The organism is Staphylococcus petrasii (assembly GCF_002902565.1).
Taxonomy (GTDB): Bacteria; Bacillota; Bacilli; order Staphylococcales; family Staphylococcaceae; genus Staphylococcus; species Staphylococcus petrasii.
On record NZ_PPRC01000021.1, the window covers coordinates 44,305 to 66,064 of the forward strand.

Consider the following 21,760-nt stretch of genomic DNA (forward strand, 5'->3'; position numbering starts at 1 on the left):
AATACAAATAAAACAACAAGGAAGGAAAAATAACCATGGAGTCAATTAATATTGCTTTGGACGGCCCTGCAGCTGCAGGTAAAAGTACAATCGCTAGACGAGTAGCTAGTAAATTATCAATGATATATGTGGATACTGGAGCAATGTATCGCGCTATCACTTATAAATATTTACAACAACAACGTCCAGAAGATTTTCAGAAACTTGTTAATGACACAACTTTAGAATTAAAATATGACGATACAAAAGGGCAACGTATTATTTTAGATAATCAAGATGTTACAGATTATTTACGTGAAAATGACGTTACACAAAACGTCTCGTATGTAGCATCTAAAGAACCTGTTCGTACGTTTGCAGTGGAAAAACAAAAAGATCTAGCAGCTAAGAAAGGTATCGTTATGGATGGAAGAGATATTGGTACAGTAGTCCTTCCTGATGCAGAATTAAAAGTATACATGATTGCTTCTGTAGAAGAGCGTGCTGAAAGACGTCAAAAAGAAAATGAAGAGCGCGGTATACCTTCAACTTTAGAACAGTTAAAACAGGAAATTGCAGATAGAGATCATTACGATATGAATCGTGAAATTTCACCTTTAAGAAAAGCAGATGACGCGATTACTCTAGATACAACTAGTAAAACAATCGAAGAAGTTACCACAGAAATTATGACAATGGTAGACAATCTAAGAAAATAATGTGAACGGCTATTTAAAATAATTTGTGTTATCCACTCTTGATAATGCGAAATATTTTAAATAGCTTTTTTTGTCTTATATAATTACTAATGAGAAAGAAAATGATAAATAACTATAATCTAAAAATATCATATTGATGAAAAATTATTTTAGATAATCAATAATACGAATAACTGATTGCTTAACATTAAATAATTTTAAAAATTGATATCTTTTTTAAAAACTTATGAAACTAAAGGGGAATTTCTTGACAATTCTGTTAGTTTATAAGATGTTATAGTTATGTAGTGTATAAGGAGGCAAACAAGATGACTGAAGAATTCAATGAATCAATGATTAATGATATTAAAGAAGGTGACAAAGTCACTGGAAAGGTTCAACAAGTTGAAGACAAACAAGTTGTAGTGCATATTGATGGTGCTAAATATAATGGAATTATTCCAATTAGCCAACTTTCAACTCATCACATCGAGAACCCTAACGAAGTGGTTAAAGAAGGCGATGACGTTGAAGCATATGTAACTAAAATTGAAATTGATGAAGAAAATGACTCTGGTGCTTACATCTTATCAAAACGTCAACTTGAAACTGAAAAATCATATGAATATTTACAAGAAAAACTTGATAATGATGAAGTGATTGAAGCTAAAGTTACTGAAGTAGTTAAAGGTGGATTAGTTGTTGACGTTGGTCAAAGAGGTTTCGTACCTGCTTCTCTAATTTCAACTGATTTCATTGAAGATTTCTCTGTATTTGAGGGACAAACAATTCGCATTAAAGTTGAAGAATTAGACCCAGAAAATAATAGAGTCATTTTAAGCCGTAAAGCTGTAGAACAAGCTGAAAACGATGTTAAAAAAGCTTCATTATTAGAATCACTTAATGAAGGCGATGTTATCAAAGGTAAAGTTGCTCGTTTAACTAACTTTGGTGCTTTCGTTGATATTGGTGGCGTTGATGGTTTAGTTCACGTATCAGAACTTTCTCATGAACACGTTGATTCTCCAGAAGATGTCGTTTCTGTAGGTCAAGAAGTAGACGTGAAAGTAAAATCTGTTGAAAAAGATGCTGAACGTATTTCATTATCAATCAAAGATACGCTTCCAACTCCATTTGAACGTATCAAAGGTGAATTCCATGAAAATGATGTTATCGAAGGTAAAGTCGTTCGTTTAGCAAACTTCGGTGCATTTGTGGAAATTGCTCCAGCTGTACAAGGTCTTGTTCACATTTCTGAAATTGACCATAAACACATTGGTACACCAGGCGAGGTATTAGAACCAGGTCAACAAGTAAATGTTAAAATCTTAGGTATTGATGAAGAAAATGAACGTATTTCTTTATCAATTAAAGCTACTTTACCTAAAGAAGACTTAATCGAAAGCGATGAAGCTACTACTCAAAGTTATTTAAGTAGTGATTCAGATGAAGATAACCCAACATTAGGGGACGTTTTCGGTGACAAATTTAAAGATTTAAAATTCTAATATGACATTTAAATTTTAACTAATGTTTCTCCCAATTAAAGTTTAATCCCTTTAATTGGGATTTTTTTAATATTTAATAGATAAATCATGCTAATGATAAGTGTGTTTGAAGAGAATTTAAAGACAGAGATTGTATAGTTAGTTTTAAAACAGTAGGTCATATGATAAAATTATATAGATTTTAGATAGAGAGGAAGTTAGCTTATGACGAAACCTATTGTAGCTATTGTAGGTAGACCAAACGTAGGGAAATCTACAATATTTAATAGAGTAGTAGGTGAGCGTGTATCAATCGTTGAAGATACACCTGGTGTCACTCGTGATCGTATCTATTCATCAGGTGAATGGTTAACACATGAATTCAATATTATTGATACAGGTGGTATTGAAATTGGTGATGCACCTTTTCAAACCCAAATAAGAGCGCAAGCAGAAATTGCTATAGATGAAGCTGATGTTATTATCTTCATGGTTAATGTACGTGAAGGTTTAACACAAAGCGATGAAATGGTCGCTCAAATGTTATATAAATCTAAAAAGCCAGTAGTATTAGCAGTTAATAAAGTTGATAACCCTGAAATGAGAAATGATATTTTTGACTTTTATTCATTAGGATTTGGCGATCCATATCCAATTTCTGGTTCTCACGGATTAGGATTAGGGGATTTACTAGATGAAGTCGTAAAACATTTTAAAGAAGAAACGGAAGACCCTTATGACGAAGATACAATTCGCTTGTCAATTATCGGTCGTCCAAATGTAGGGAAATCTAGTTTAGTCAATGCGATATTAGGCGAAGAACGTGTTATTGTTTCTAATGTTGCAGGTACGACACGAGACGCTGTAGATACAGAATATAGCTATGATGGTCAAGATTATGTCTTGATAGATACGGCTGGTATGCGTAAAAAAGGTAAAGTGTATGAATCAACTGAGAAATATTCAGTATTACGTGCGCTAAAAGCGATTGAACGTTCTAATGTTGTATTAATCGTTATCGATGCCGAAGAAGGTATTATTGAGCAAGATAAACGTGTAGCTGGTTATGCCCATGAAGAAGGTAAAGCTATCGTTATTGTTGTTAATAAATGGGACACTGTTGAAAAAGATAGTAATACGATGAAAAAATTTGCGGATGATGTTCGAAATCAATTCCAATTCTTAGATTATGCTCAAATCGCCTTTGTATCTGCGAAAGAAAGAACACGTTTACGTACGTTATTCCCTTATATTAATGAGGCAAGTGAAAATCACAAAAAACGTGTTCAAAGTTCTACACTTAATGAAGTAGTCACTGACGCGATTTCAATGAACCCAACGCCAACTGATAAAGGTCGCAGATTGAATGTATTCTATACAACTCAAGTTGCTATTGAACCTCCAACGTTCGTTGTTTTTGTTAATGATGTAGAATTAATGCATTTTTCTTATAAACGTTATCTTGAAAATCAAATCCGAAATGCATTTGGATTTGAAGGAACGCCTATTCACATCATTCCACGTAGAAGAAATTAAAAAGGAGATTTCATTATGACTAAGATTACTGTTTTTGGTATGGGAAGCTTTGGTACTGCACTTGCTAATGTACTAGCTGAAAATGGTCACACTGTTTTAATGTGGGGAAAAAATGAAACAAGTGTCGATGAATTAAATAAACATCATCAAAACAAACGATATTTAAAAGAAGCTAAATTAGATGAAAGTATTCGAGCAACTTCTGATATTAAAGAGGCTGTAGATTTTACTGACATATATTTAATCGCTCTCCCTACAAAAGCAATTAGAGAGATTACAAGTCAAATTGATCAACTTATTGATTCTAAGAAGATATTTATTCATGTTGCCAAAGGTATTGAAAATGATACCTTCAAACGTGTTTCTGAAATGATTGAAGACTCTATTTCAGAAAGTCACAATGGCGGTATTGGCGTATTATCTGGCCCTAGCCATGCTGAAGAAGTAGTCATTAAACAACCGACTACTGTAGCAGCTTCTTCTAAAGATGAAAAAATTAGTAAGCTAATCCAAGATTTATTCATGAACGATTATTTACGTGTATATACGAATAATGATTTAGTAGGTGTAGAATTAGGCGGCGCACTAAAAAATATTATCGCTGTAGCTAGCGGGATTGTTGCCGGTATGGGCTATGGAGATAATGCTAAAGCAGCTTTAATGACTAGAGGTTTAGCTGAGATTAGTAGACTAGGAGAAAAATTAGGTGCCGACCCAATGACATTTTTAGGTTTAGGCGGTATTGGTGACCTAATTGTAACTTGTACGTCTACACACTCTCGTAACTTTACACTCGGTTATAAATTAGGTAAAGGTCAAACGACTGAAGAAGCACTCAGTGAAATGAATATGGTTGTAGAAGGAATTTATACTACTAATTCAGTTTACCACTTAGCTAAAGAACAACATGTTGATATGCCTATTACAAATGCTTTATATAAAGTTTTATTTGAAAATAAACCCGTAAAAGATAGCGTTAAAGATTTAATGGGGCGCGATAAAAAAGCTGAATAAAGTGTTATATTACACTTTATTGTAAAATTTTTTTGAATTGAGTGTATAAATGCTGATATTTCAGTGTTTTAGGCGTTTAAATCGTTGCGGTAATGCCAATTCTTGTGTTAAAGTCATAGCATAATGATATAAAAAGATATCATTATCATTCATCTGGAGGTGAATTCATAATGAATAAAACTGATTTAATCAATGCGGTTGCTGAACAAGCTGATTTAACTAAAAAAGAAGCTGGTGCAGCTGTAGACGCTGTTTTCGAATCAATCCAAGGCTCACTTTCTAAAGGTGAAAAAGTTCAATTAATTAGTTTCGGAAACTTTGAGGTACGTGAACGTGCTGCACGTAAAGGACGTAACCCTCAAACAGGTAAAGAAATCGAAATTCCTGCAAGTAAAGTTCCAGCATTCAAAGCTGGTAAAGCATTAAAAGATGCTGTAAAATAATTTACTTAAAAAGCCCTTCGAGGGCTTTTTTATTTATACATATTAATTTTCTAAAGATATCGATATAGCAATATTAATACTTGATCCTTTTAATACATTTTCATGCATATGTATTTCTCTATAAAAAGCGCTTATTAATAAAGTTTTACTCCTGTGAAGTCGCTATATTTTATTTTTATGGATATAATGTTAAGATGTATAGTGATAATAACGTGAGGTGTGAACATGGAACGAACATTAAGCATATTAAATAGACAAATTGATCAAAGGCTTATGGGAGTCACTGACTATGAATCAATTAATATTAATAGTAATTTAAGTGATTTATTAGATAGTTACGATATTCCAGAGAATGCTAAACTTGCTTGCCTCACTATCGATACTTCAATGAAACATCTTGATGAAATTTCACATAATAAATTATCAAAGAAATCAATCTTAATTGGGGATTTATTAAGTGCTCATTTTTACACTTTATTAGCTGAAATTGATGATCCTGCATTTCAATTAGCTATAAGTCAGGCAATTGTTAAATCTAATGAATTAAAATCTTCGTTGCATCATCAATCCCTAGAAGTACAAGATATTTATGAAGCAATTATTAAAATAGAAACTATTTTTCCTGTTATTACGCTTTCACATTTTAGCAATCAATCAATATCAGAAATGGAGATTTTCTATTCTTTATTTGAAAATGTGGAAACGTATTATCCTTCATATTTAAAGATGTATACTGAAAATGAAGTAGAACAATTTTTTAAAACAATTAAACAAAGCTATATAGAAAAAAGTAGAGGTAATATAAATGGCTGAAAATAAAGCAAATAAAGAACAAGTCCATACAGTGTTCCAAAATATTTCTAAAAAATATGATCGATTAAATAATATTATTAGTTTCGAGCAACACAAAGTTTGGCGTAAACGTGTAATGAAAGATATGAATGTCAAAGCAAATAGTAAGGCGCTTGATGTCTGCTGTGGTACTGCAGATTGGACTATTGCGTTAAGTAAAGCAGTTGGACCTAAAGGCGAAGTAACAGGTTTAGACTTTAGTGAAAATATGCTTGAAGTAGGTAAAGAGAAAACGAAATCAATGGATAATATTCACTTAGTCCATGGCGATGCTATGGATTTACCTTTTGAAGATAATTCATTTGATTATGTAACTATTGGTTTTGGCTTACGTAATGTGCCCGATTATTTAGTGGCATTAAAAGAAATGAACAGAGTTCTTAAACCAGGTGGCATGGTTGTATGCTTAGAAACTAGTCAACCTACGATGCCTGTATTCAAACAAGTGTACAAATTATACTTTAAATTTGTAATGCCTATCTTCGGCAAATTATTTGCTAAATCTAAAGAAGAATATGAATGGCTACAACAATCGACATTTAATTTTCCTGATAAACAAAAATTAAAACGTCTATTTGAACAAGCTGGTTTTAATAATATCAAAGTCCGTAGCTTCACAGGGGGCGTTGCTGCAATGCACCTAGGCTATAAACAAAAAAGTTCTACAAAATAAAAGGTGATTAACGTGGCAAAGTTAAACATGAATAGTGAAATTAAGAATGTAGAGAAACGGCTTCAAAACGCTATCAAAAGTAATGATTCAGTATTACAAGAAGCTACTTTCCATTTGCTATCGTCAGGTGGTAAACGAGTAAGACCAGCATTTGTTATATTGAGTAGTCAATTTGGTCCAAAAAAGAATACTGAAGATACTTACCGTGTAGCTGTAGCGTTAGAATTAATTCATATGGCTACACTTGTTCATGATGACGTGATAGATAAGAGTGATAAACGTCGCGGCCGTTTAACTATTGTAAAAAAATGGGATGTTACCACTGCGATTTTAACAGGTAATTTCTTATTAGCTTTAGGTCTACAACATCTTTCTGAAATACAAGATAATCGCGTACATCATATTATCTCTAATGCAATAGTAGATGTGTGTAAAGGGGAACTTTTCCAATTTCAAGATCAATTTAACAGTAATCAAACTATCACAAACTATTTAAGACGAATTAATCGTAAAACTGCATTATTAATTCAACTTGCTACTGAAGTAGGGGCGATTACGTCTGAAGCTGATGATGAAACTATTTATAAATTAAAAATGATCGGACATTATATAGGGATGAGCTTCCAAATTGTTGATGATATATTAGATTTCACTAGTACTGAGAAAAAACTAGGTAAACCAGTAGGTAGCGATTTAATGAATGGTCATATTACATTGCCAGTATTGTTAGAAATGCGAAAAGACCCAGCATTTAAGCAACAAATTGCAGCTTTAAATCATCAAACAAATCCTGCAGAATTTGCGCCGATTATTACACGTATTAGAGAATCTGATAGCATTCAGCAATCTAAAGAAATCAGTGATAAATATTTAAATAAAGCACTAAATTTAATTGATCAATTAAATGAATCAAACGCGCAAAACCTATTTATTAAACTAATTAAAAAAATGGGTTCACGAAATGTTTAATTGGTATGAAAATATATTGAAAGCGCTTTATCAACCTGTTACTATTAAGTAGTAGCAGGTTGTTTTTCTATAAAAGCAAGCTTTATACATAATTAGTGCAAATTAAATAATCTGATTTTTTCAAATTTTTTAATGTTTATTGCTTAAAAACATAGGGGGAAGCATAATGGAAAGAACTTTTTTAATGATCAAACCGGATGCAGTACAACGTAATTTAATTGGAGAAATTATTACTCGTATCGAACGTAAGGGTTTAAAATTGGTTGGAGCTAAATTAATGACAGTGCCTCAATCATTAGCGGAAGAACATTACGCAGAACATAAAGAAAAACCATTTTATAATAAATTAATTTCATTTATTACATCAGCACCTGTTTTTGCAATGGTAGTTGAAGGGGAAGATGCAGTAGATGTATCTAGACATATCATTGGTAAAACAAACCCTTCTGAAGCAACACCTGGTTCTATCAGAGGAGATTTAGGCTTAACAGTAGGTAGAAATGTTATTCATGGTTCAGATTCAGTTGAGTCTGCAAAACGTGAAATTGGTTTATGGTTTAAAGAAGAAGAATTAAGTGATTACGAAGCAACTAGAGATACTTGGTTGTATGAATAATTATTAAATATAAATTTAGAATGATAAGAGTAACGCGCCTCCAAAGTGTGTTACTCTTTATTTTTTATAAAATAAGCACTCAGATAATTGTTTAAATATTCACACTAATTCAATTAATATACAAAACATTAGTTATGTTCTAACGTTGAATATGATATGATAACACATATTACAATTTAACGTAGTAAAGGAAAGGAGCGTATTCTCATGAGATATTTAACATCAGGAGAATCACATGGTCCTCAATTAACAGTAATTATTGAAGGTGTACCTGCAAATTTAGAAATTAAAGCTGAAGATATTAATACAGAAATGTTTAAACGTCAAGGTGGTTATGGAAGAGGCCGCAGAATGCAAATTGAAAAGGATGCTGTCGAAATTGTTTCTGGCGTAAGAAATGGTTACACATTAGGTAGCCCCATTACAATAGTAGTTAAAAACGATGATTTCACGCATTGGAGAAATATTATGGGTATTGAGCCTATAAGCGATGAAGAACGTAAAAACATGAAACGTACTATTACTAAACCTCGTCCTGGTCATGCTGATTTAATCGGTGGTATGAAATATAATCATCGTGACTTACGAAATGTTTTAGAACGTTCTTCTGCACGTGAAACAGCTGCCCGTGTAGCTGTAGGTGCTGTATCTAAACTTTTACTACAACAACTAGGTATTCATACTTATAGTCGTGTAGTTGAAATAGGTGGCGTTAAAGACGAAGGATTATACGATTCTGAAACATTCAAACAAAATATCGATAAAAACGATGTTCGTGTCATCGATGAAACTATTGCTCAAAAAATGCGCGATAAGATAGATGAAGCTAAAAAAGAAGGCGACTCTATCGGCGGTGTGGTACAAGTTATGGTGGAAAATATGCCTATAGGTATCGGAAGCTATGTGCATTATGACCGTAAATTGGATGGACGCATTGCACAAGGTGTAGTTAGTATTAATGCATTTAAAGGGGTTAGCTTCGGCGAGGGCTTTAAAGCAGCTGAAAAACCAGGCAGTGAGATTCAAGATGAAATTTTATATGATTCTGAACAAGGTTTTTACAGAGGTTCAAATCACTTGGGCGGATTTGAAGGTGGTATGACAAATGGTATGCCAATTATCGTTAATGGCGTAATGAAACCTATTCCAACCCTATATAAACCTTTAAATTCAGTAGATATTAACACGAAAGAAGACTTTAAAGCTACAATTGAACGCTCTGATAGTTGTGCAGTACCAGCAGCTAGCGTGGTATGTGAACATGTTGTTGCATTTGAAGTTGCTAAAGCATTACTTGAAGAGTTTCAATCAAATCATATTGATCAATTAAAAGAACAAATCTCTGAGCGTAGAAAACTTAATATTGAATTTTAAAAATATTATTTATTTGTAAGAATCGAGGTCTTTTTTATGCAATTACAAACGACATATCCTAATAATAATTATCCTATTATCGTTGAGCATCACGCTTTTAATTATTTAACAGACTACATCCAAGAATATGATAAAGTTTTTCTTATTGTTGATGAGTATGTAGATTTTAATTTTAAAAGTAAATTTGAATCTCTACTTACTAAATCTAATATTTTCAAAGTGACTGTACCTGCGGGTGAGAAAATGAAAACCTTCCACCATTATCATGAAGTGCTTGAAAAATTATTAGGTTACCAACTTACTAGAAATACATGTTTAGTAGCTATTGGTGGCGGAGCAACTGGTGATTTCACTGGATTTCTTGCATCTACGCTTTTACGAGGTGTAGATTTTATCCAGGTCCCAACGACTATACTAGCGCACGATTCAAGCGTTGGTGGAAAAGTAGGCATTAATTCTTCACATGGGAAAAATCTTATTGGCGCATTTTATAGACCAAAAGCTGTTATTTATGATTTAGATTTCTTACAAACATTACCATATGAAGAAATATTAAGTGGTTATGCAGAAGTATATAAACATGCACTTTTAACAGGACAAGTAGCAGTAGACGATATTGAGAAACACTTTTCTAATAAAGAAAAATTGCAATCACTAGAAGAAATAGATCAATTTATATTTAAAGGTATTAAAACAAAATTAAATATTATTATTAAAGATGAAAAAGAACAAAACATGCGTAAATATTTAAATTTAGGACATACGTTTGGCCACGCCGTTGAATATAAACATAAAATTCCTCATGGACACGCTATTATGATAGGTATGATATATCAATTTATTGTATCTAATGCGTTGCTCAATGCTGAATTTGATGTACAGCATTATTGGAATTATATTAAACAACTTCATTATCCAGTATGCATTATCAATGATTTAGATTTTGAAGAAATGTATAATTACATGTTATCTGATAAGAAAAACAACGGTGAAGGTATCCAAATGGTGCTTCTAGAGGCCATAGGGAAACCTTCAGTTCGTCATGTCGATAAAGATGTTTTAATGAAGGCCTTTAATGAATTACAATCCTTAGCAAAGTAGGTGAAAGATTATGGCAAATGAACAAATTATAGACATACACGGTCCTTTAAAAGGAGAAATTGAGGTCCCTGGAGATAAATCAATGACGCACAGAGCGATTATGTTATCTTCTTTAGCAAAAGGTAAATCTGTCATTCACAAACCTTTACTAGGTGAAGACTGCCAACGCACAGCAGAAATCTTCAAATTACTTGGTGTTGATATTACGATTACAGATGATAAAATTATCGTGGATTCTCCGGGATATGAGAACTTTAAAACGCCTCATCAAACGTTGTATACTGGCAATTCCGGTACTACGACGCGTTTGCTTGCTGGTTTGTTAAGTGGGTTAGGTATTGAATGCGTATTATCAGGCGATAAGTCTATTGGTACACGTCCAATGAACCGTGTATTAAAACCGCTTCGTCTCATGGGCGCCAATATTCGTGGCATAGATGACAACTACACACCATTAGTGATTGAACCCGCTTCTATTAAAGGAATTACTTATCAAATGGAAGTAGCAAGTGCACAAGTTAAAAGTGCTATATTATTAGCAAGTTTATTTGCTAATGATACGACTACCATTACAGAATTAGACATAAGTCGTAATCACACGGAAACGATGTTTGAACATTACAATATTCCTATTACCGTCGATGGTAAAACGATTAAATTGGAACCGAACGCACTTCAAAACATTAAAGCAAGAGATTTTAATGTGCCAGGAGATATCTCATCAGCAGCATTCTTTATTGTCGCTGCATTAATTACACCAGGTAGTGACATTACAATTCATAATGTTGGCATAAACCCTACACGGTCAGGTATTATAGACATCGTTGAACAAATGGGCGGTAATATTGAACTATTTAATGTTACCAATACTTCTGAACCAACTGCGTCTATTAGAATCACTTATACACCAAACTTGAAACCAATCCACATAGAAGGGGATATGGTCCCTAAAGCAATAGATGAATTGCCAATCATTGCACTATTGTGTACTCAAGCCACAGGAACTAGTATTATAAAAGATGCAGAGGAATTAAAAGTTAAAGAAACAAATCGAATTGATACAACTGCTGATATGCTCGGCTTATTAGGTTTCGAACTTCAACCTACAGCAGATGGACTAATTATCCACCCATCTGAATTTACTACACCAGCTACAGTTGATAGTTTGACGGATCATCGCATAGGCATGATGCTTGCAATAGCAGGATTATTAAGTAGCGAACCCATTACAATTCGTCAGTTTGATGCAGTTAATGTATCATTCCCAGGTTTCTTGCCCAAATTAAAGCTTTTAGAAAATGAGGGATAATACACTATGGAGGATATCTATAAATTAATAGACGATATCAATCTTCAAAAATTAGATAATTTAGATACACGTGTCAATGAAGCATTAAATTCAAACAATGACGATGCTTTATTCATCTTAGGTGAAACCTTATATAATTTCGGTTTAACACCTCAAGGACTAGAAGTATTTAGAACACTTTATCATAAGTATCCTGATGAAAGTGAATTATTAATTTACGTTATCGAAGGACTTATGTCTGAGAATCAAACAGATGAAGCATTAGAATATTTAAGTCAAGTTGAGCTTTCTACTGAAAAATTAATGCTTGAAGCTGATCTTTATCAACAAATCAATATGATAGAAGTTGCGATTGATAAACTTACCGAAGCACGCGAACTTGAGCCTAATGATCCAATTATTCATTTCGCTTTAGCTGAGTTATTGTACTTTGATGGTCAATATTTACGCGCTACACGTGAATATGAAGTCGTCTTAGATACTGGCGAGTATGAAGTTAACGGCGTTAATTTATTCGCTCGCATGGCTGATTGTGCTCTACAAAGCGGTAACTATAGTGATGCCATCAATTTATTTGATGAAATAAATGAAGATGAAATGACATCAGAAGACTTCTTTAAAAAAGCGATTGCCTATGAAAAGAACGATATTACGCAAGAAGCAATTAAAATCATGACAACATTACTATCTAAAGACCCTGACTTTATTCAAGGTTACTTCTATTTACAATCTTTATATGAGAATGAAAAGAATTATGCTGATGCAATTGAAACCGGCAAAGAAGGTTTACGCTTAAACCAATTCTATAAAGAATTAATGGTCTCAACAGGTAGTCTAGAAATTGAACATGGTGATGCTAATGAAGGTGTCGCATTACTTAAACAAGCACTTGAAGTAGATAATGCTTATCATGAACCTCTATTAATCTTAAGTGACTTGTTCCGAAATGAAGAAGATTATGAAGCAATTATTGAATTATTATCTTATGTAGATGAGGAAGATTTAGATCCAGTATTTATGTGGCATTTAGCTCATGCTTATGGGGAAGAAGAACGAGACAAAGAAGCGCAACATTTCTTTGAACTTGCCTACCCAACAATGAAATCACAAAGTGCTTTCTTAAGTGACTATTATTTCTACTTAACTGAAATTGGTCATAAGGAAGAAGCTAAGTCTATACTAAATCAATTGTTAGAAATAGATCCTAGTAATGAAACTTGGCACGAAGAAGCAAACCGATTGGATTATTAAAGTAGGTGATCCTCTTGGAACATACACTTACTAATATGAAACAAAGCTATATTGAATATGCTTTGTTTCATTATCATTTTAAATCGCGAATTAGCGTATGGCTGTTAAACTATTTAAAAGCATCACCAAAGAGCTTACAGAATATTCATTTCGTTAATCGTAAAATTTCAGATCATGCGACACTTGAAATAGGTCTTAAAGATGCCAATGCTTCGGCCATAAAATTAACGAAAAATAATCGCATTCTAATTAATACTAATGAGATATTTACTTATATTACAAATCAGGCTATTTCTTTTGATATTTTAATTCATTTTGATGATGCTCACTATCCGGATGCTAAGTTTAATGATTTAATTATTCAACAGTTAATTCATTCAACGCATTATTCATCTTATTTAGAAAATATCCATAACCTTATATTAGATACTTATAAGGAAAATTCCTTATTAGAACAATTACAAGTGAATATCGATTTAAGTTTACAAATGAATGACCGAGAACAATTTTATCAATTAACACAAATTCTAAATAATTTAAAAGCACGTCATCATTATTTATCATCAAAGGATTAATTACGTATGCTTAATTTAAAACAATTTTGGGAGTTAACACTCTTTCATCGTACTTGTTTGATGTTTTTGCTCATTTGTAATATATGTGGAACGATATATGGCTTTATATGGTATGGCGACCAATTAGTTAAAACGCCATGGTATTTTCTTCCTTTCGTTCCAGATAGTCCAATCGCTTCATTATTTTTATGTGTAGCTATCATTGGCTTACTTTTCAATAAACGAAATTCAATAATAGAAGCATTAGCTTTTGTTACTTTATTTAAATACGGGCTATGGGCTGTCATTATGAATGTGATAATGATTTCTTATGCTCATGATATAACGATTATGAATATCTTTCTTATTATGAGCCACGGCATTATGGCTTTAGAGGCTTTATATTTCTATCCTAGATTTACTATTACAATGCATGGATTATTTATAGCTATAATATGGGTGTTTAACAACGATTATATAGACTATGTTCTTGGCAAATATCCATATTATAATTTTATTGCTACACATATAGTTATGGTAGGGTATATCGCATTTATATTAAGCGTTCTAGCCATCATGTTGTATTATTATTTACAATTTGTATCAAAGTTTAAATTATTTGATTATAAGGGCAATAGTCAGTAGAATATTAATAAAGGAGAGTGGAATTATTGTCAATAGTGTCTTATATAATATATATCGTCATTATTATGCTCATTCCAATGTGGGCACAACACAAAGTTAAATCAAATTATGAAAAATATTCACAAGTTAGATCAACAAGTGGTAAAACAGGTCGCGAAGTAGCTGAAGAGATTCTACATGCCAATGGTATTTATGATGTAGATGTCGTAAAAGGTGAAGGCTTTTTAACTGACCACTATGATCCAAATAAAAAAGTTGTTTGTTTATCTCCGGCAAACTTTGACAGACCATCAGTAGCTGGTACAGCTATTGCAGCCCATGAAGTTGGACACGCTATCCAACATGCTCAAGGTTATGCTTTTTTACGTTTTAGAACAGCATTAGTACCTTTAGCAAACTTAGGTAGTTCACTTAGCTACATGATTGTAATGCTAGGTATTATCTTAACAGCAATGGGCAGTGCATTTGGTTCAACAGCATTATGGATTGGCGCTGGATTATTATCACTAGCAGTCCTTTTCTCTATTGTTACATTACCTGTTGAATTCGATGCAAGTTCAAGAGCAATGAAACAAATTACTGCTTTAAATATTGTGAATGAAAAAGAATATAAACACGCGAAGAAAGTATTATCTGCTGCCGCTATGACATATGTTGCAGCAACTGCTACAGCTGTTGCTGAACTTGTAAGAATTATCTTAATGGCAAAAGCAAGCGATAATAACTAAATATTTTCTATAAGCTGGTACTTACTTATATGAGTGAGTGCCAGTTTTTTTATTGTAAAATTAAATGGCGTTTTCCATATTCATAAAATGCATGATTGTTTAATATGATATATACTATATTAGAATCATTTGCAAAGGAGTTTAGTTATGAAATCAATGAAAGATATGCAAAATGAAGTTGATGAGTATATTGGACAATTTAAAGCAGGATATTTCTCTCCATTGGCTAACCTTGCTCGTTTAACTGAAGAAGTAGGCGAATTAGCTAGAGAGATTAATCATTATCATGGTGAAAAGAAAAAGAAAGACTCCGAAGCAGAAAATACAATCAAAGCAGAACTTGGTGATAATTTATTCGTATTACTTTGCATTGCTAATTCATTAGATATTGATATGACTGAAAGTTTTAATGAAACTATGCAAAAGTTCAATACACGAGATAAAGATCGTTTCGAGCGTAAATAAACGATACAAATAGAAAGGACGGGAATTACCTTATGAAAATAGGTATAACTTGTTACCCTTCAATGGGTGGTTCCGGGATTATAGCAACCGAATTAGGGATTAAAATGGCTGAAAGAGGGCATGAGGTTCACTTTATTACCTCAAATATTCCATTTAGAATTCGTAAACCCTTACCAAATATTAGATTCCACCAAGTTGAAGTTAATCAATACGCTGTTTTTCAATATCCGCCTTATGACATTACATTAAGTACAAAGATTTCTGATGTCATCAAAGAGTATGATTTAGATATTCTACATATGCATTACGCAGTTCCTCATGCTGTATGTGGTATTCTAGCTCGTCAAATGTCAGGTAGAGATATTAAGATTATGACTACATTACATGGCACAGATATAACAGTTCTGGGCTATGATCATTCACTTAAAGGTGCAATTAAATTTGGTATTGAACAAAGCGATATTGTGACGAGCGTCAGCCATTCATTAGCGGAACAGACTAAAGATATTATTGAAACTGAGAAAGAAATTGTACCTATTTATAATTTTGTTCGTGAAAATGAATTCCCAACACGTCACGAAACAAAGCTTAAAGAAATGTATGGTATAAAACCTGAAGAGAAAGTTTTAATTCATGTATCCAACTTCAGAAGGGTAAAACGTATAGATACGATATTAGAAACGTTTGCTAAAGTACATGCAAAGCTACCAAGCAAGCTTATTTTATTAGGTGATGGACCTGAATTACTTGATATGCGAAAGAAAGCAAGAGAACTTGATATAGAAGAGTTTGTTTTATTTTTAGGAAAACAAGATCAAGTAAGTGAATTTTATCAAATGTCAGATTTAGTATTATTATTAAGTGAAAAAGAAAGTTTTGGTCTCACATTACTTGAAGCTATGAAGACAGGTGTAGTACCTATTGGATCTAATGCTGGTGGTATTAAAGAAGTTATCAAACATGAAGAAACAGGTTTCATTGTGGACATTGGCGATAGTGAAAGTGCTAGTCATTACGCTTTAGAATTACTAACTAATCCAACGCTTTATAAGAAGTTACAAGCTAATATGCTTAAAGATATTGAAGAACGCTTTGCTTCAGATTTAATTACGGATCAATACGAATATTATTATAAAAAAATGTTAAATAAAGAAGAGGCGTAATATGGGAATTGAACTATTTGAAAAGGCATTGCCTATTTTAGATACAATTGAAAAAAATGGTTTTGAAGCCTATTTTGTTGGGGGTTCTGTGAGAGATTATATTATGGATAGAGCAGTTCATGATATTGATATCACAACAAGCGCCACACCTGATGAAATAGAAGATATGTTTGACCATACGATTCCGATTGGTAGAGAACACGGGACAGTCAACGTAGTTTATCAAGGTGATAACTATGAAGTGACTACTTTTAGAGCAGAATCAGACTATGTAGATCACCGTAGACCAAGCGAAGTTTATTTCGTTCGTGATTTATATAAAGACGTGCAACGGCGTGACTTTACGATTAATGCTATCGCTATGGACAAAAATTATAAGCTATATGACTATTTTGAAGGTCAAGATGATATCAAGCATCGTCTTATTCGAACAGTTGGTAATGCGCAAGAGCGTTTTAGTGAAGATGCTTTACGTATTCTTAGAGGATTACGTTTTCAATCTCAATTAGCATTTACAATAGATAAACTTACTTATATTGCTATGCAAGAGCAAATTGCTGATATAGAACACTTATCAATAGAACGTATCGTAGTCGAGTTGAAGAAATTAATAAGTGGTCAAAATGTTGAAGAAAGTTACAACAATTTATTAAAATTAGGCCTATTTACACATGTCCCTTTTTTCAAAGAGGTAGATATGACTGAAGTAAAAATAGATACGCCTATCAGTTTTGAAATGTGGTTAGCTATCATTGTGACTAAATGTGAACCTCAAACGTCATTATCAAAATTAAAAATTAGTAATAAAGAAAAATCAGATATACAACTTTATTCAAAAATAATGACGGCATTACCTCAATTAAATAGTAAAGAAGATTTGAAACTATGCGTGTATGATTATGGTAAGACAAATATACTAGATATTCTTAGCATTCAATCTATACTTCAAGCTAATGATTTAGCAACGGCTTCGCCTTTAATTGTTAATGAACAAGCAATTAATGAAATAGCGAACCAACTTCCTATACAAACTCGTAAAGAAATGAATGTTAATGGTGGCGATTTGTTAAATCATTTTCAAAAGAAAAGTGGACCATGGTTAAAAGAGGTACTTCGCAACATTGAATGTACCATTGTGACTGGTAAAGTTCAAAATACCAAAGATGAAATTTTGAAGTGGGTGGATGACAATGTCAAAATATAGTCAAGACGTTATTGCAATGCTATATAAAAACCAATCTGAATATATTTCAGGACAATACATTGCTGATCAATTACAAATTTCTAGAGCTGCAGTTAAAAAAATTATTGATCAATTAAAATTAGATGGTTTCGATATTAAATCGATTAATCAAAAAGGTCATAAATTAAATGCATTGCCAAATCAATGGTATAGTGGCATTGTATCTAGTTTATTAGAAGAGCAAAATCTCATTTCTACTATAAAAGTGTATGATTCAGTTGAATCGACACAAACGATTGCTAAGCAAACTTTGGTAGATCATGAAGATTCAATGATGATCCTTAGTGAAGAACAAACGCAAGGTCGTGGTAGATTTAATCGTAATTGGGCCTCATCAAAAGGCAAAGGATTATGGATGTCATTAGTTTTAAGACCTAATGTGCCGTTTTCAATGATTCCGAAATTCAATTTATTTATCGCACTAGGCATTAGAGATGCAATTCAAGCGTTCTCTAATGATAAAGTAGCAATTAAATGGCCAAATGATATTTATATTAATGATAAAAAAGTATGTGGCTTTTTAACTGAAATGGTAGCAAATTATGATGCTATAGAAGCCATTATTTGTGGCATAGGCATTAATGTTAATCATCAACAACAAGATTTCGGAAAAGAGATTGAACATAGAGCAACAAGTATCCGCTTACACAGTGACGATAAAATAGACAGATATCGCTTTTTAACTACATTAATTAATGAAATTGAAAAGCGCTATACTCAATTCTTAAATCAACCATTTAGTGACATTAGAGAAGAATATATTGAAGCTTCAAATATTTGGCACCGTAAGTTGAGATTTACTGAGAATGACAGCCAATTTGTAGGAGAAGCGATTGATATTGATCATGATGGTTTCTTAATGGTGAAAGATGAGAATGACGAAGTAAGACGCTTAATCAGCGCAGATATAGATATATAAGTATAAGACATGGGAATAAGGAGAGATAAAAATGGCTAACACAAGTTTTGCGGTAGTTGATTTAGAGACGACCGGTAATCAACTTGACTATGACGAAATTATACAAATTGGTATTACATTTGTTCGCGATAATAAAATATCTGGAACATATCATTCGATGATACGTACTGATTTAGAAATACCGCCATTCATCCAAGCGTTAACTTCTATCGAAGAAACTATGTTAGAAGAAGCACCATATTTCCATGAAATTGCAGATGAAATTTTTTATCAATTAAAAGATTGTGTGTTCGTAGCGCATAATGTGGATTTTGATCTTAATTTTATTAAAAAAGCTTTTGAAAAAAGTGGTATTACGTATGCACCAAAAAAAGTAATAGATACGTTAGAATTGTTCAAAATTGTCTTCCCAACAGATAAGAGCTATCAGCTAAGCGAATTGGCGAATTCTCATAATATTCCACTCGCCAATGCACATAGAGCGGATGAAGACGCGACGACAACGGCATACTTAATGATAAAAGCCTTTAAAAAGTTTGAACAACTTCCAATAGATACGCTCAAACAACTTTATTATTTAAGTAAAAACCTTAAATATGATTTATTTAATATACTATTCGAAATGGTTCGCCACCATAAACAAACTGAATTAGATTCACAATTTGATCAGTTTGAACAGATTATTTATAAAAAACAAAGTGATTTAAAAGCACCTCAAACTCACTTTAATGGTTCTTTAAAACAACTTTATACGAAAGTAACCGAGGCTTTAAATCTTACTTATCGTCCACAACAGCTTTATTTGTCAGAAATAATATTAGAACAATTAATGCATAGTGACAAAGCTATGATTGAAGCGCCATTAGGCAGTGGTAAGTCACTCGCTTATTTATTAGCAGCTTTAATGTATAACATTGAAACAGGCCGTCATGTCATGATTTCAACAAATACAAAATTGCTTCAGAATCAATTACTTCAAAAAGACATACCAAGTTTAAATGAGGCTTTAAATTTTAAAATTAATGCAGCCTTAATTAAAAGTAAAAGCGATTATATTTCTCTAGGCTTAATTAGCCAAATTTTAAAAGATGATACTTCTAACTATGAAGTCAATATTTTAAAAATGCAGTTACTTATTTGGATCACTGAAACAAAGACAGGGGATATTCAAGAATTGAACCTCAAGGGTGGCCAAAAAATGTATTTTGAGCAAAAAGTTGAAACGTATGTACCCGTAAGACACGATATTCATTACTATAATTACATTAAACGCAATGCCCAAAATATACAAATTGGTATAACAAATCATGCACATTTAATTCATTCTGACCAAGAGAATTCAATCTATCAATTATTTGACGATTGCATTATAGATGAAGCCCATCGTTTACCTGACTATGCACTTAATCAAGTTACCAATGAACTCAACTATTCAGATTTAAAATATCAACTTGGATTAATAGGTAAAAATGAAAACGAAAAATTGTTAAAAGCAGTTGATCAACTAGAACAACAACGTATTTTAGAACGATTAGATATTGCGCCAATTGATGTATTTGGGCTAAAAAGTAATATTACAGATATCCATGATTTAAATGAAATTTTATTTAATAATATCTTTAAAATCATTCAAAATTCTGAAGTTCACGATGATGATGTGCATCGTTATCATTACGTCTTTGATTTTGATAAATCACAAATTCTTAAAGACTTACATTCTATTGTAGACAAGATTAATAAAACGTTGGAATTTTTCAATGGCATGAACCATAAAACGATTAAATCCATTCGTAAACAATTATTGTACATTAATGACAGTTACAGAAATATTGAGCAAAGTTTAAAGAACAATCATACTGCTTATATTTCTATTAAAAATATCTCTCAAAAATCAACCATTCGTTTAATTGTAAAAGATTATGACGTAAAAGATGTTCTCACAACACAAGTACTAGATAAATTTAATTCTTTAACATTTATTTCTGGCACGCTAACATTTAATCATTCATTTGACGCCTTTAAAAATTGGTTTAATGAAGATATCCATTTTAATACTTACGAAGTACAGTCAACTTTAAATAATAAAAAGAACACAAATATCTATATACCGAGCGATGTCGCATCTTATAATTATAAAAACATTGATGACTATGTAGCTTCAATAGTGGATTATCTTGAAGAGTATGTTTCTGTTACAGAATCCAAATGTCTCGTTCTATTTACAAGTTATCGCATGATGTATATGGTTCAGGAGCTATTAAATGAATTACCAACCTTTGAAGATTACGTTATTTTGACGCAACAACAGAACCAAAACTATAAAATAGTGCAACAATTTAACAATTTTGATAAATCAATTCTTTTAGGAACATCTACTTTCTTTGAAGGATTTGACTATCAATCTAGCGGCGTTAAATGTGTAATGATAGCTAAATTGCCGTTCATGAATAAATACAATACGAAGCATTGGTTAATGGATTCAGAATTTGATTCTACGTTTAAAGATTACGTCTTACCAGATGCCGTTACCCGTTTTAGACAGGGGTTAGGCCGTTTAATACGTAAAGAAGATGATAAAGGGCTTATTGTGTCATTTGATGATCGTCTTGTTAACAGTAATTACAAATCATTTTTTGCTCAAACATTGGAGAATTATGTTCAGAAAAAAGGGGACATACAACAGTTCAGTAAATTGTTGCAAAAAATTCAACGAGATATAGATAAAAATAAATAATTATAGA

General features: G+C 32.2%; 21 protein-coding genes. All 21 read left to right on the forward strand.

Going from position 1 to position 21,760, the window contains the following annotated elements; all coding sequences use genetic code 11:
• Positions 1 to 35: 35 nt before the first annotated feature.
• The 21 genes from cmk (at position 36) to CD127_RS04720 (ending at position 21,753) form a co-directional block, all read left to right on the forward strand.
• Positions 36 to 698, forward strand: a complete 663-nt coding sequence (cmk, locus tag CD127_RS04620; RefSeq protein WP_103365933.1) for a (d)CMP kinase — start codon at positions 36 to 38, stop codon at positions 696 to 698.
• Between the two features lie 308 nt (positions 699 to 1,006).
• Complete coding sequence (gene rpsA / locus CD127_RS04625; protein ID WP_103365934.1) at positions 1,007 to 2,185, forward strand: 30S ribosomal protein S1; 1,179 nt, start codon at positions 1,007 to 1,009, stop codon at positions 2,183 to 2,185.
• A gap of 204 nt (positions 2,186 to 2,389) precedes the next feature.
• Complete coding sequence (gene der, locus CD127_RS04630) at positions 2,390 to 3,700, forward strand: ribosome biogenesis GTPase Der (RefSeq protein ID WP_103298230.1); 1,311 nt, start codon at positions 2,390 to 2,392, stop codon at positions 3,698 to 3,700.
• Between the two features lie 15 nt (positions 3,701 to 3,715).
• On the forward strand, positions 3,716 to 4,714 hold the full coding sequence (locus CD127_RS04635; protein WP_103365935.1) for an NAD(P)H-dependent glycerol-3-phosphate dehydrogenase: 999 nt from the start codon (positions 3,716 to 3,718) through the stop codon (positions 4,712 to 4,714).
• Positions 4,715 to 4,884: 170 nt separating this feature from the next.
• On the forward strand, positions 4,885 to 5,157 hold the full coding sequence (locus CD127_RS04640; protein WP_103365936.1) for an HU family DNA-binding protein: 273 nt from the start codon (positions 4,885 to 4,887) through the stop codon (positions 5,155 to 5,157).
• A gap of 225 nt (positions 5,158 to 5,382) precedes the next feature.
• On the forward strand, positions 5,383 to 5,970 hold the full coding sequence (locus CD127_RS04645) for a heptaprenyl pyrophosphate synthase subunit A (protein ID WP_103365937.1): 588 nt from the start codon (positions 5,383 to 5,385) through the stop codon (positions 5,968 to 5,970).
• Positions 5,963 to 6,682 carry a demethylmenaquinone methyltransferase gene (locus CD127_RS04650; protein WP_103365938.1) on the forward strand — a complete coding sequence of 240 codons (720 nt, stop codon included), beginning with the start codon at positions 5,963 to 5,965 and terminating at the stop codon, positions 6,680 to 6,682. Before CD127_RS04645 ends, CD127_RS04650 begins: the two co-directional genes overlap by 8 nt.
• Positions 6,683 to 6,694: 12 nt before the next feature.
• The gene (locus CD127_RS04655; RefSeq protein WP_103365939.1) at positions 6,695 to 7,651 is read left to right on the forward strand and encodes a polyprenyl synthetase family protein; all 957 of its coding nucleotides are present in this window, start codon (positions 6,695 to 6,697) and stop codon (positions 7,649 to 7,651) included.
• Positions 7,652 to 7,817: 166 nt separating this feature from the next.
• Positions 7,818 to 8,267 carry a nucleoside-diphosphate kinase gene (gene ndk / locus CD127_RS04660; protein ID WP_103365940.1) on the forward strand — a complete coding sequence of 150 codons (450 nt, stop codon included), beginning with the start codon at positions 7,818 to 7,820 and terminating at the stop codon, positions 8,265 to 8,267.
• 207 nt (positions 8,268 to 8,474) lie between these two features.
• On the forward strand, positions 8,475 to 9,641 hold the full coding sequence (gene aroC / locus CD127_RS04665) for a chorismate synthase (protein ID WP_103297472.1): 1,167 nt from the start codon (positions 8,475 to 8,477) through the stop codon (positions 9,639 to 9,641).
• 36 nt (positions 9,642 to 9,677) lie between these two features.
• Positions 9,678 to 10,742 carry a 3-dehydroquinate synthase gene (gene aroB, locus CD127_RS04670; RefSeq protein WP_103297471.1) on the forward strand — a complete coding sequence of 355 codons (1,065 nt, stop codon included), beginning with the start codon at positions 9,678 to 9,680 and terminating at the stop codon, positions 10,740 to 10,742.
• A 10-nt stretch (positions 10,743 to 10,752) separates the two neighbouring features.
• Positions 10,753 to 12,051: a 3-phosphoshikimate 1-carboxyvinyltransferase gene (gene aroA, locus CD127_RS04675; protein WP_103365941.1), complete on the forward strand. Its 1,299-nt coding sequence runs from the start codon at positions 10,753 to 10,755 to the stop codon at positions 12,049 to 12,051.
• Between the two features lie 6 nt (positions 12,052 to 12,057).
• Entirely contained in the window at positions 12,058 to 13,302 is a 1,245-nt protein-coding gene (locus CD127_RS04680; RefSeq protein WP_103365942.1) for a tetratricopeptide repeat protein, read from the forward strand.
• Positions 13,303 to 13,316: 14 nt separating this feature from the next.
• A complete protein-coding gene (locus CD127_RS04685) occupies positions 13,317 to 13,877 on the forward strand; it encodes a YpiB family protein (protein ID WP_103297468.1) in 561 nt (186 codons plus the stop codon).
• 6 nt (positions 13,878 to 13,883) lie between these two features.
• On the forward strand, positions 13,884 to 14,501 hold the full coding sequence (locus CD127_RS04690; RefSeq protein WP_103365943.1) for a DUF1405 domain-containing protein: 618 nt from the start codon (positions 13,884 to 13,886) through the stop codon (positions 14,499 to 14,501).
• Positions 14,502 to 14,527: 26 nt separating this feature from the next.
• The gene (locus CD127_RS04695; RefSeq protein WP_103297466.1) at positions 14,528 to 15,229 is read left to right on the forward strand and encodes a zinc metallopeptidase; all 702 of its coding nucleotides are present in this window, start codon (positions 14,528 to 14,530) and stop codon (positions 15,227 to 15,229) included.
• Positions 15,230 to 15,376: 147 nt separating this feature from the next.
• Entirely contained in the window at positions 15,377 to 15,694 is a 318-nt protein-coding gene (locus CD127_RS04700) for a nucleotide pyrophosphohydrolase (protein WP_103297465.1), read from the forward strand.
• Between the two features lie 32 nt (positions 15,695 to 15,726).
• Complete coding sequence (gene bshA / locus CD127_RS04705; protein WP_103297464.1) at positions 15,727 to 16,857, forward strand: N-acetyl-alpha-D-glucosaminyl L-malate synthase BshA; 1,131 nt, start codon at positions 15,727 to 15,729, stop codon at positions 16,855 to 16,857.
• Between the two features lies 1 nt (position 16,858).
• Positions 16,859 to 18,061, forward strand: coding sequence for a CCA tRNA nucleotidyltransferase (locus CD127_RS04710; protein WP_103365944.1), 1,203 nt, complete (start codon positions 16,859 to 16,861; stop codon positions 18,059 to 18,061).
• Positions 18,048 to 19,019 (forward strand): biotin--[acetyl-CoA-carboxylase] ligase, encoded by a 972-nt coding sequence (locus CD127_RS04715; protein WP_103365945.1) that lies wholly within the window; start codon positions 18,048 to 18,050, stop codon positions 19,017 to 19,019. The genes CD127_RS04710 and CD127_RS04715 overlap by 14 nt, the downstream gene beginning before the upstream one ends.
• 31 nt (positions 19,020 to 19,050) lie before the next feature.
• Positions 19,051 to 21,753 (forward strand): helicase C-terminal domain-containing protein, encoded by a 2,703-nt coding sequence (locus CD127_RS04720; RefSeq protein ID WP_103365946.1) that lies wholly within the window; start codon positions 19,051 to 19,053, stop codon positions 21,751 to 21,753.
• Positions 21,754 to 21,760 lie beyond the last annotated feature (7 nt).

Coding starts and splice junctions, on each gene's coding strand:
- CD127_RS04715 (WP_103365945.1), top strand. CDS start 18,048: ATGTCAAAATATAGTCAAGACGTTATTGCAATGCTATATAAAAACCAA.
- aroB (WP_103297471.1), top strand. CDS start 9,678: ATGCAATTACAAACGACATATCCTAATAATAATTATCCTATTATCGTT.
- CD127_RS04710 (WP_103365944.1), top strand. CDS start 16,859: ATGGGAATTGAACTATTTGAAAAGGCATTGCCTATTTTAGATACAATT.
- CD127_RS04700 (WP_103297465.1), top strand. CDS start 15,377: ATGAAATCAATGAAAGATATGCAAAATGAAGTTGATGAGTATATTGGA.
- ndk (WP_103365940.1), top strand. CDS start 7,818: ATGGAAAGAACTTTTTTAATGATCAAACCGGATGCAGTACAACGTAAT.
- der (WP_103298230.1), top strand. CDS start 2,390: ATGACGAAACCTATTGTAGCTATTGTAGGTAGACCAAACGTAGGGAAA.
- aroC (WP_103297472.1), top strand. CDS start 8,475: ATGAGATATTTAACATCAGGAGAATCACATGGTCCTCAATTAACAGTA.
- CD127_RS04640 (WP_103365936.1), top strand. CDS start 4,885: ATGAATAAAACTGATTTAATCAATGCGGTTGCTGAACAAGCTGATTTA.
- CD127_RS04635 (WP_103365935.1), top strand. CDS start 3,716: ATGACTAAGATTACTGTTTTTGGTATGGGAAGCTTTGGTACTGCACTT.
- rpsA (WP_103365934.1), top strand. CDS start 1,007: ATGACTGAAGAATTCAATGAATCAATGATTAATGATATTAAAGAAGGT.
- cmk (WP_103365933.1), top strand. CDS start 36: ATGGAGTCAATTAATATTGCTTTGGACGGCCCTGCAGCTGCAGGTAAA.
- CD127_RS04720 (WP_103365946.1), top strand. CDS start 19,051: ATGGCTAACACAAGTTTTGCGGTAGTTGATTTAGAGACGACCGGTAAT.
- CD127_RS04650 (WP_103365938.1), top strand. CDS start 5,963: ATGGCTGAAAATAAAGCAAATAAAGAACAAGTCCATACAGTGTTCCAA.
- aroA (WP_103365941.1), top strand. CDS start 10,753: ATGGCAAATGAACAAATTATAGACATACACGGTCCTTTAAAAGGAGAA.
- CD127_RS04690 (WP_103365943.1), top strand. CDS start 13,884: ATGCTTAATTTAAAACAATTTTGGGAGTTAACACTCTTTCATCGTACT.
- bshA (WP_103297464.1), top strand. CDS start 15,727: ATGAAAATAGGTATAACTTGTTACCCTTCAATGGGTGGTTCCGGGATT.
- CD127_RS04645 (WP_103365937.1), top strand. CDS start 5,383: ATGGAACGAACATTAAGCATATTAAATAGACAAATTGATCAAAGGCTT.
- CD127_RS04680 (WP_103365942.1), top strand. CDS start 12,058: ATGGAGGATATCTATAAATTAATAGACGATATCAATCTTCAAAAATTA.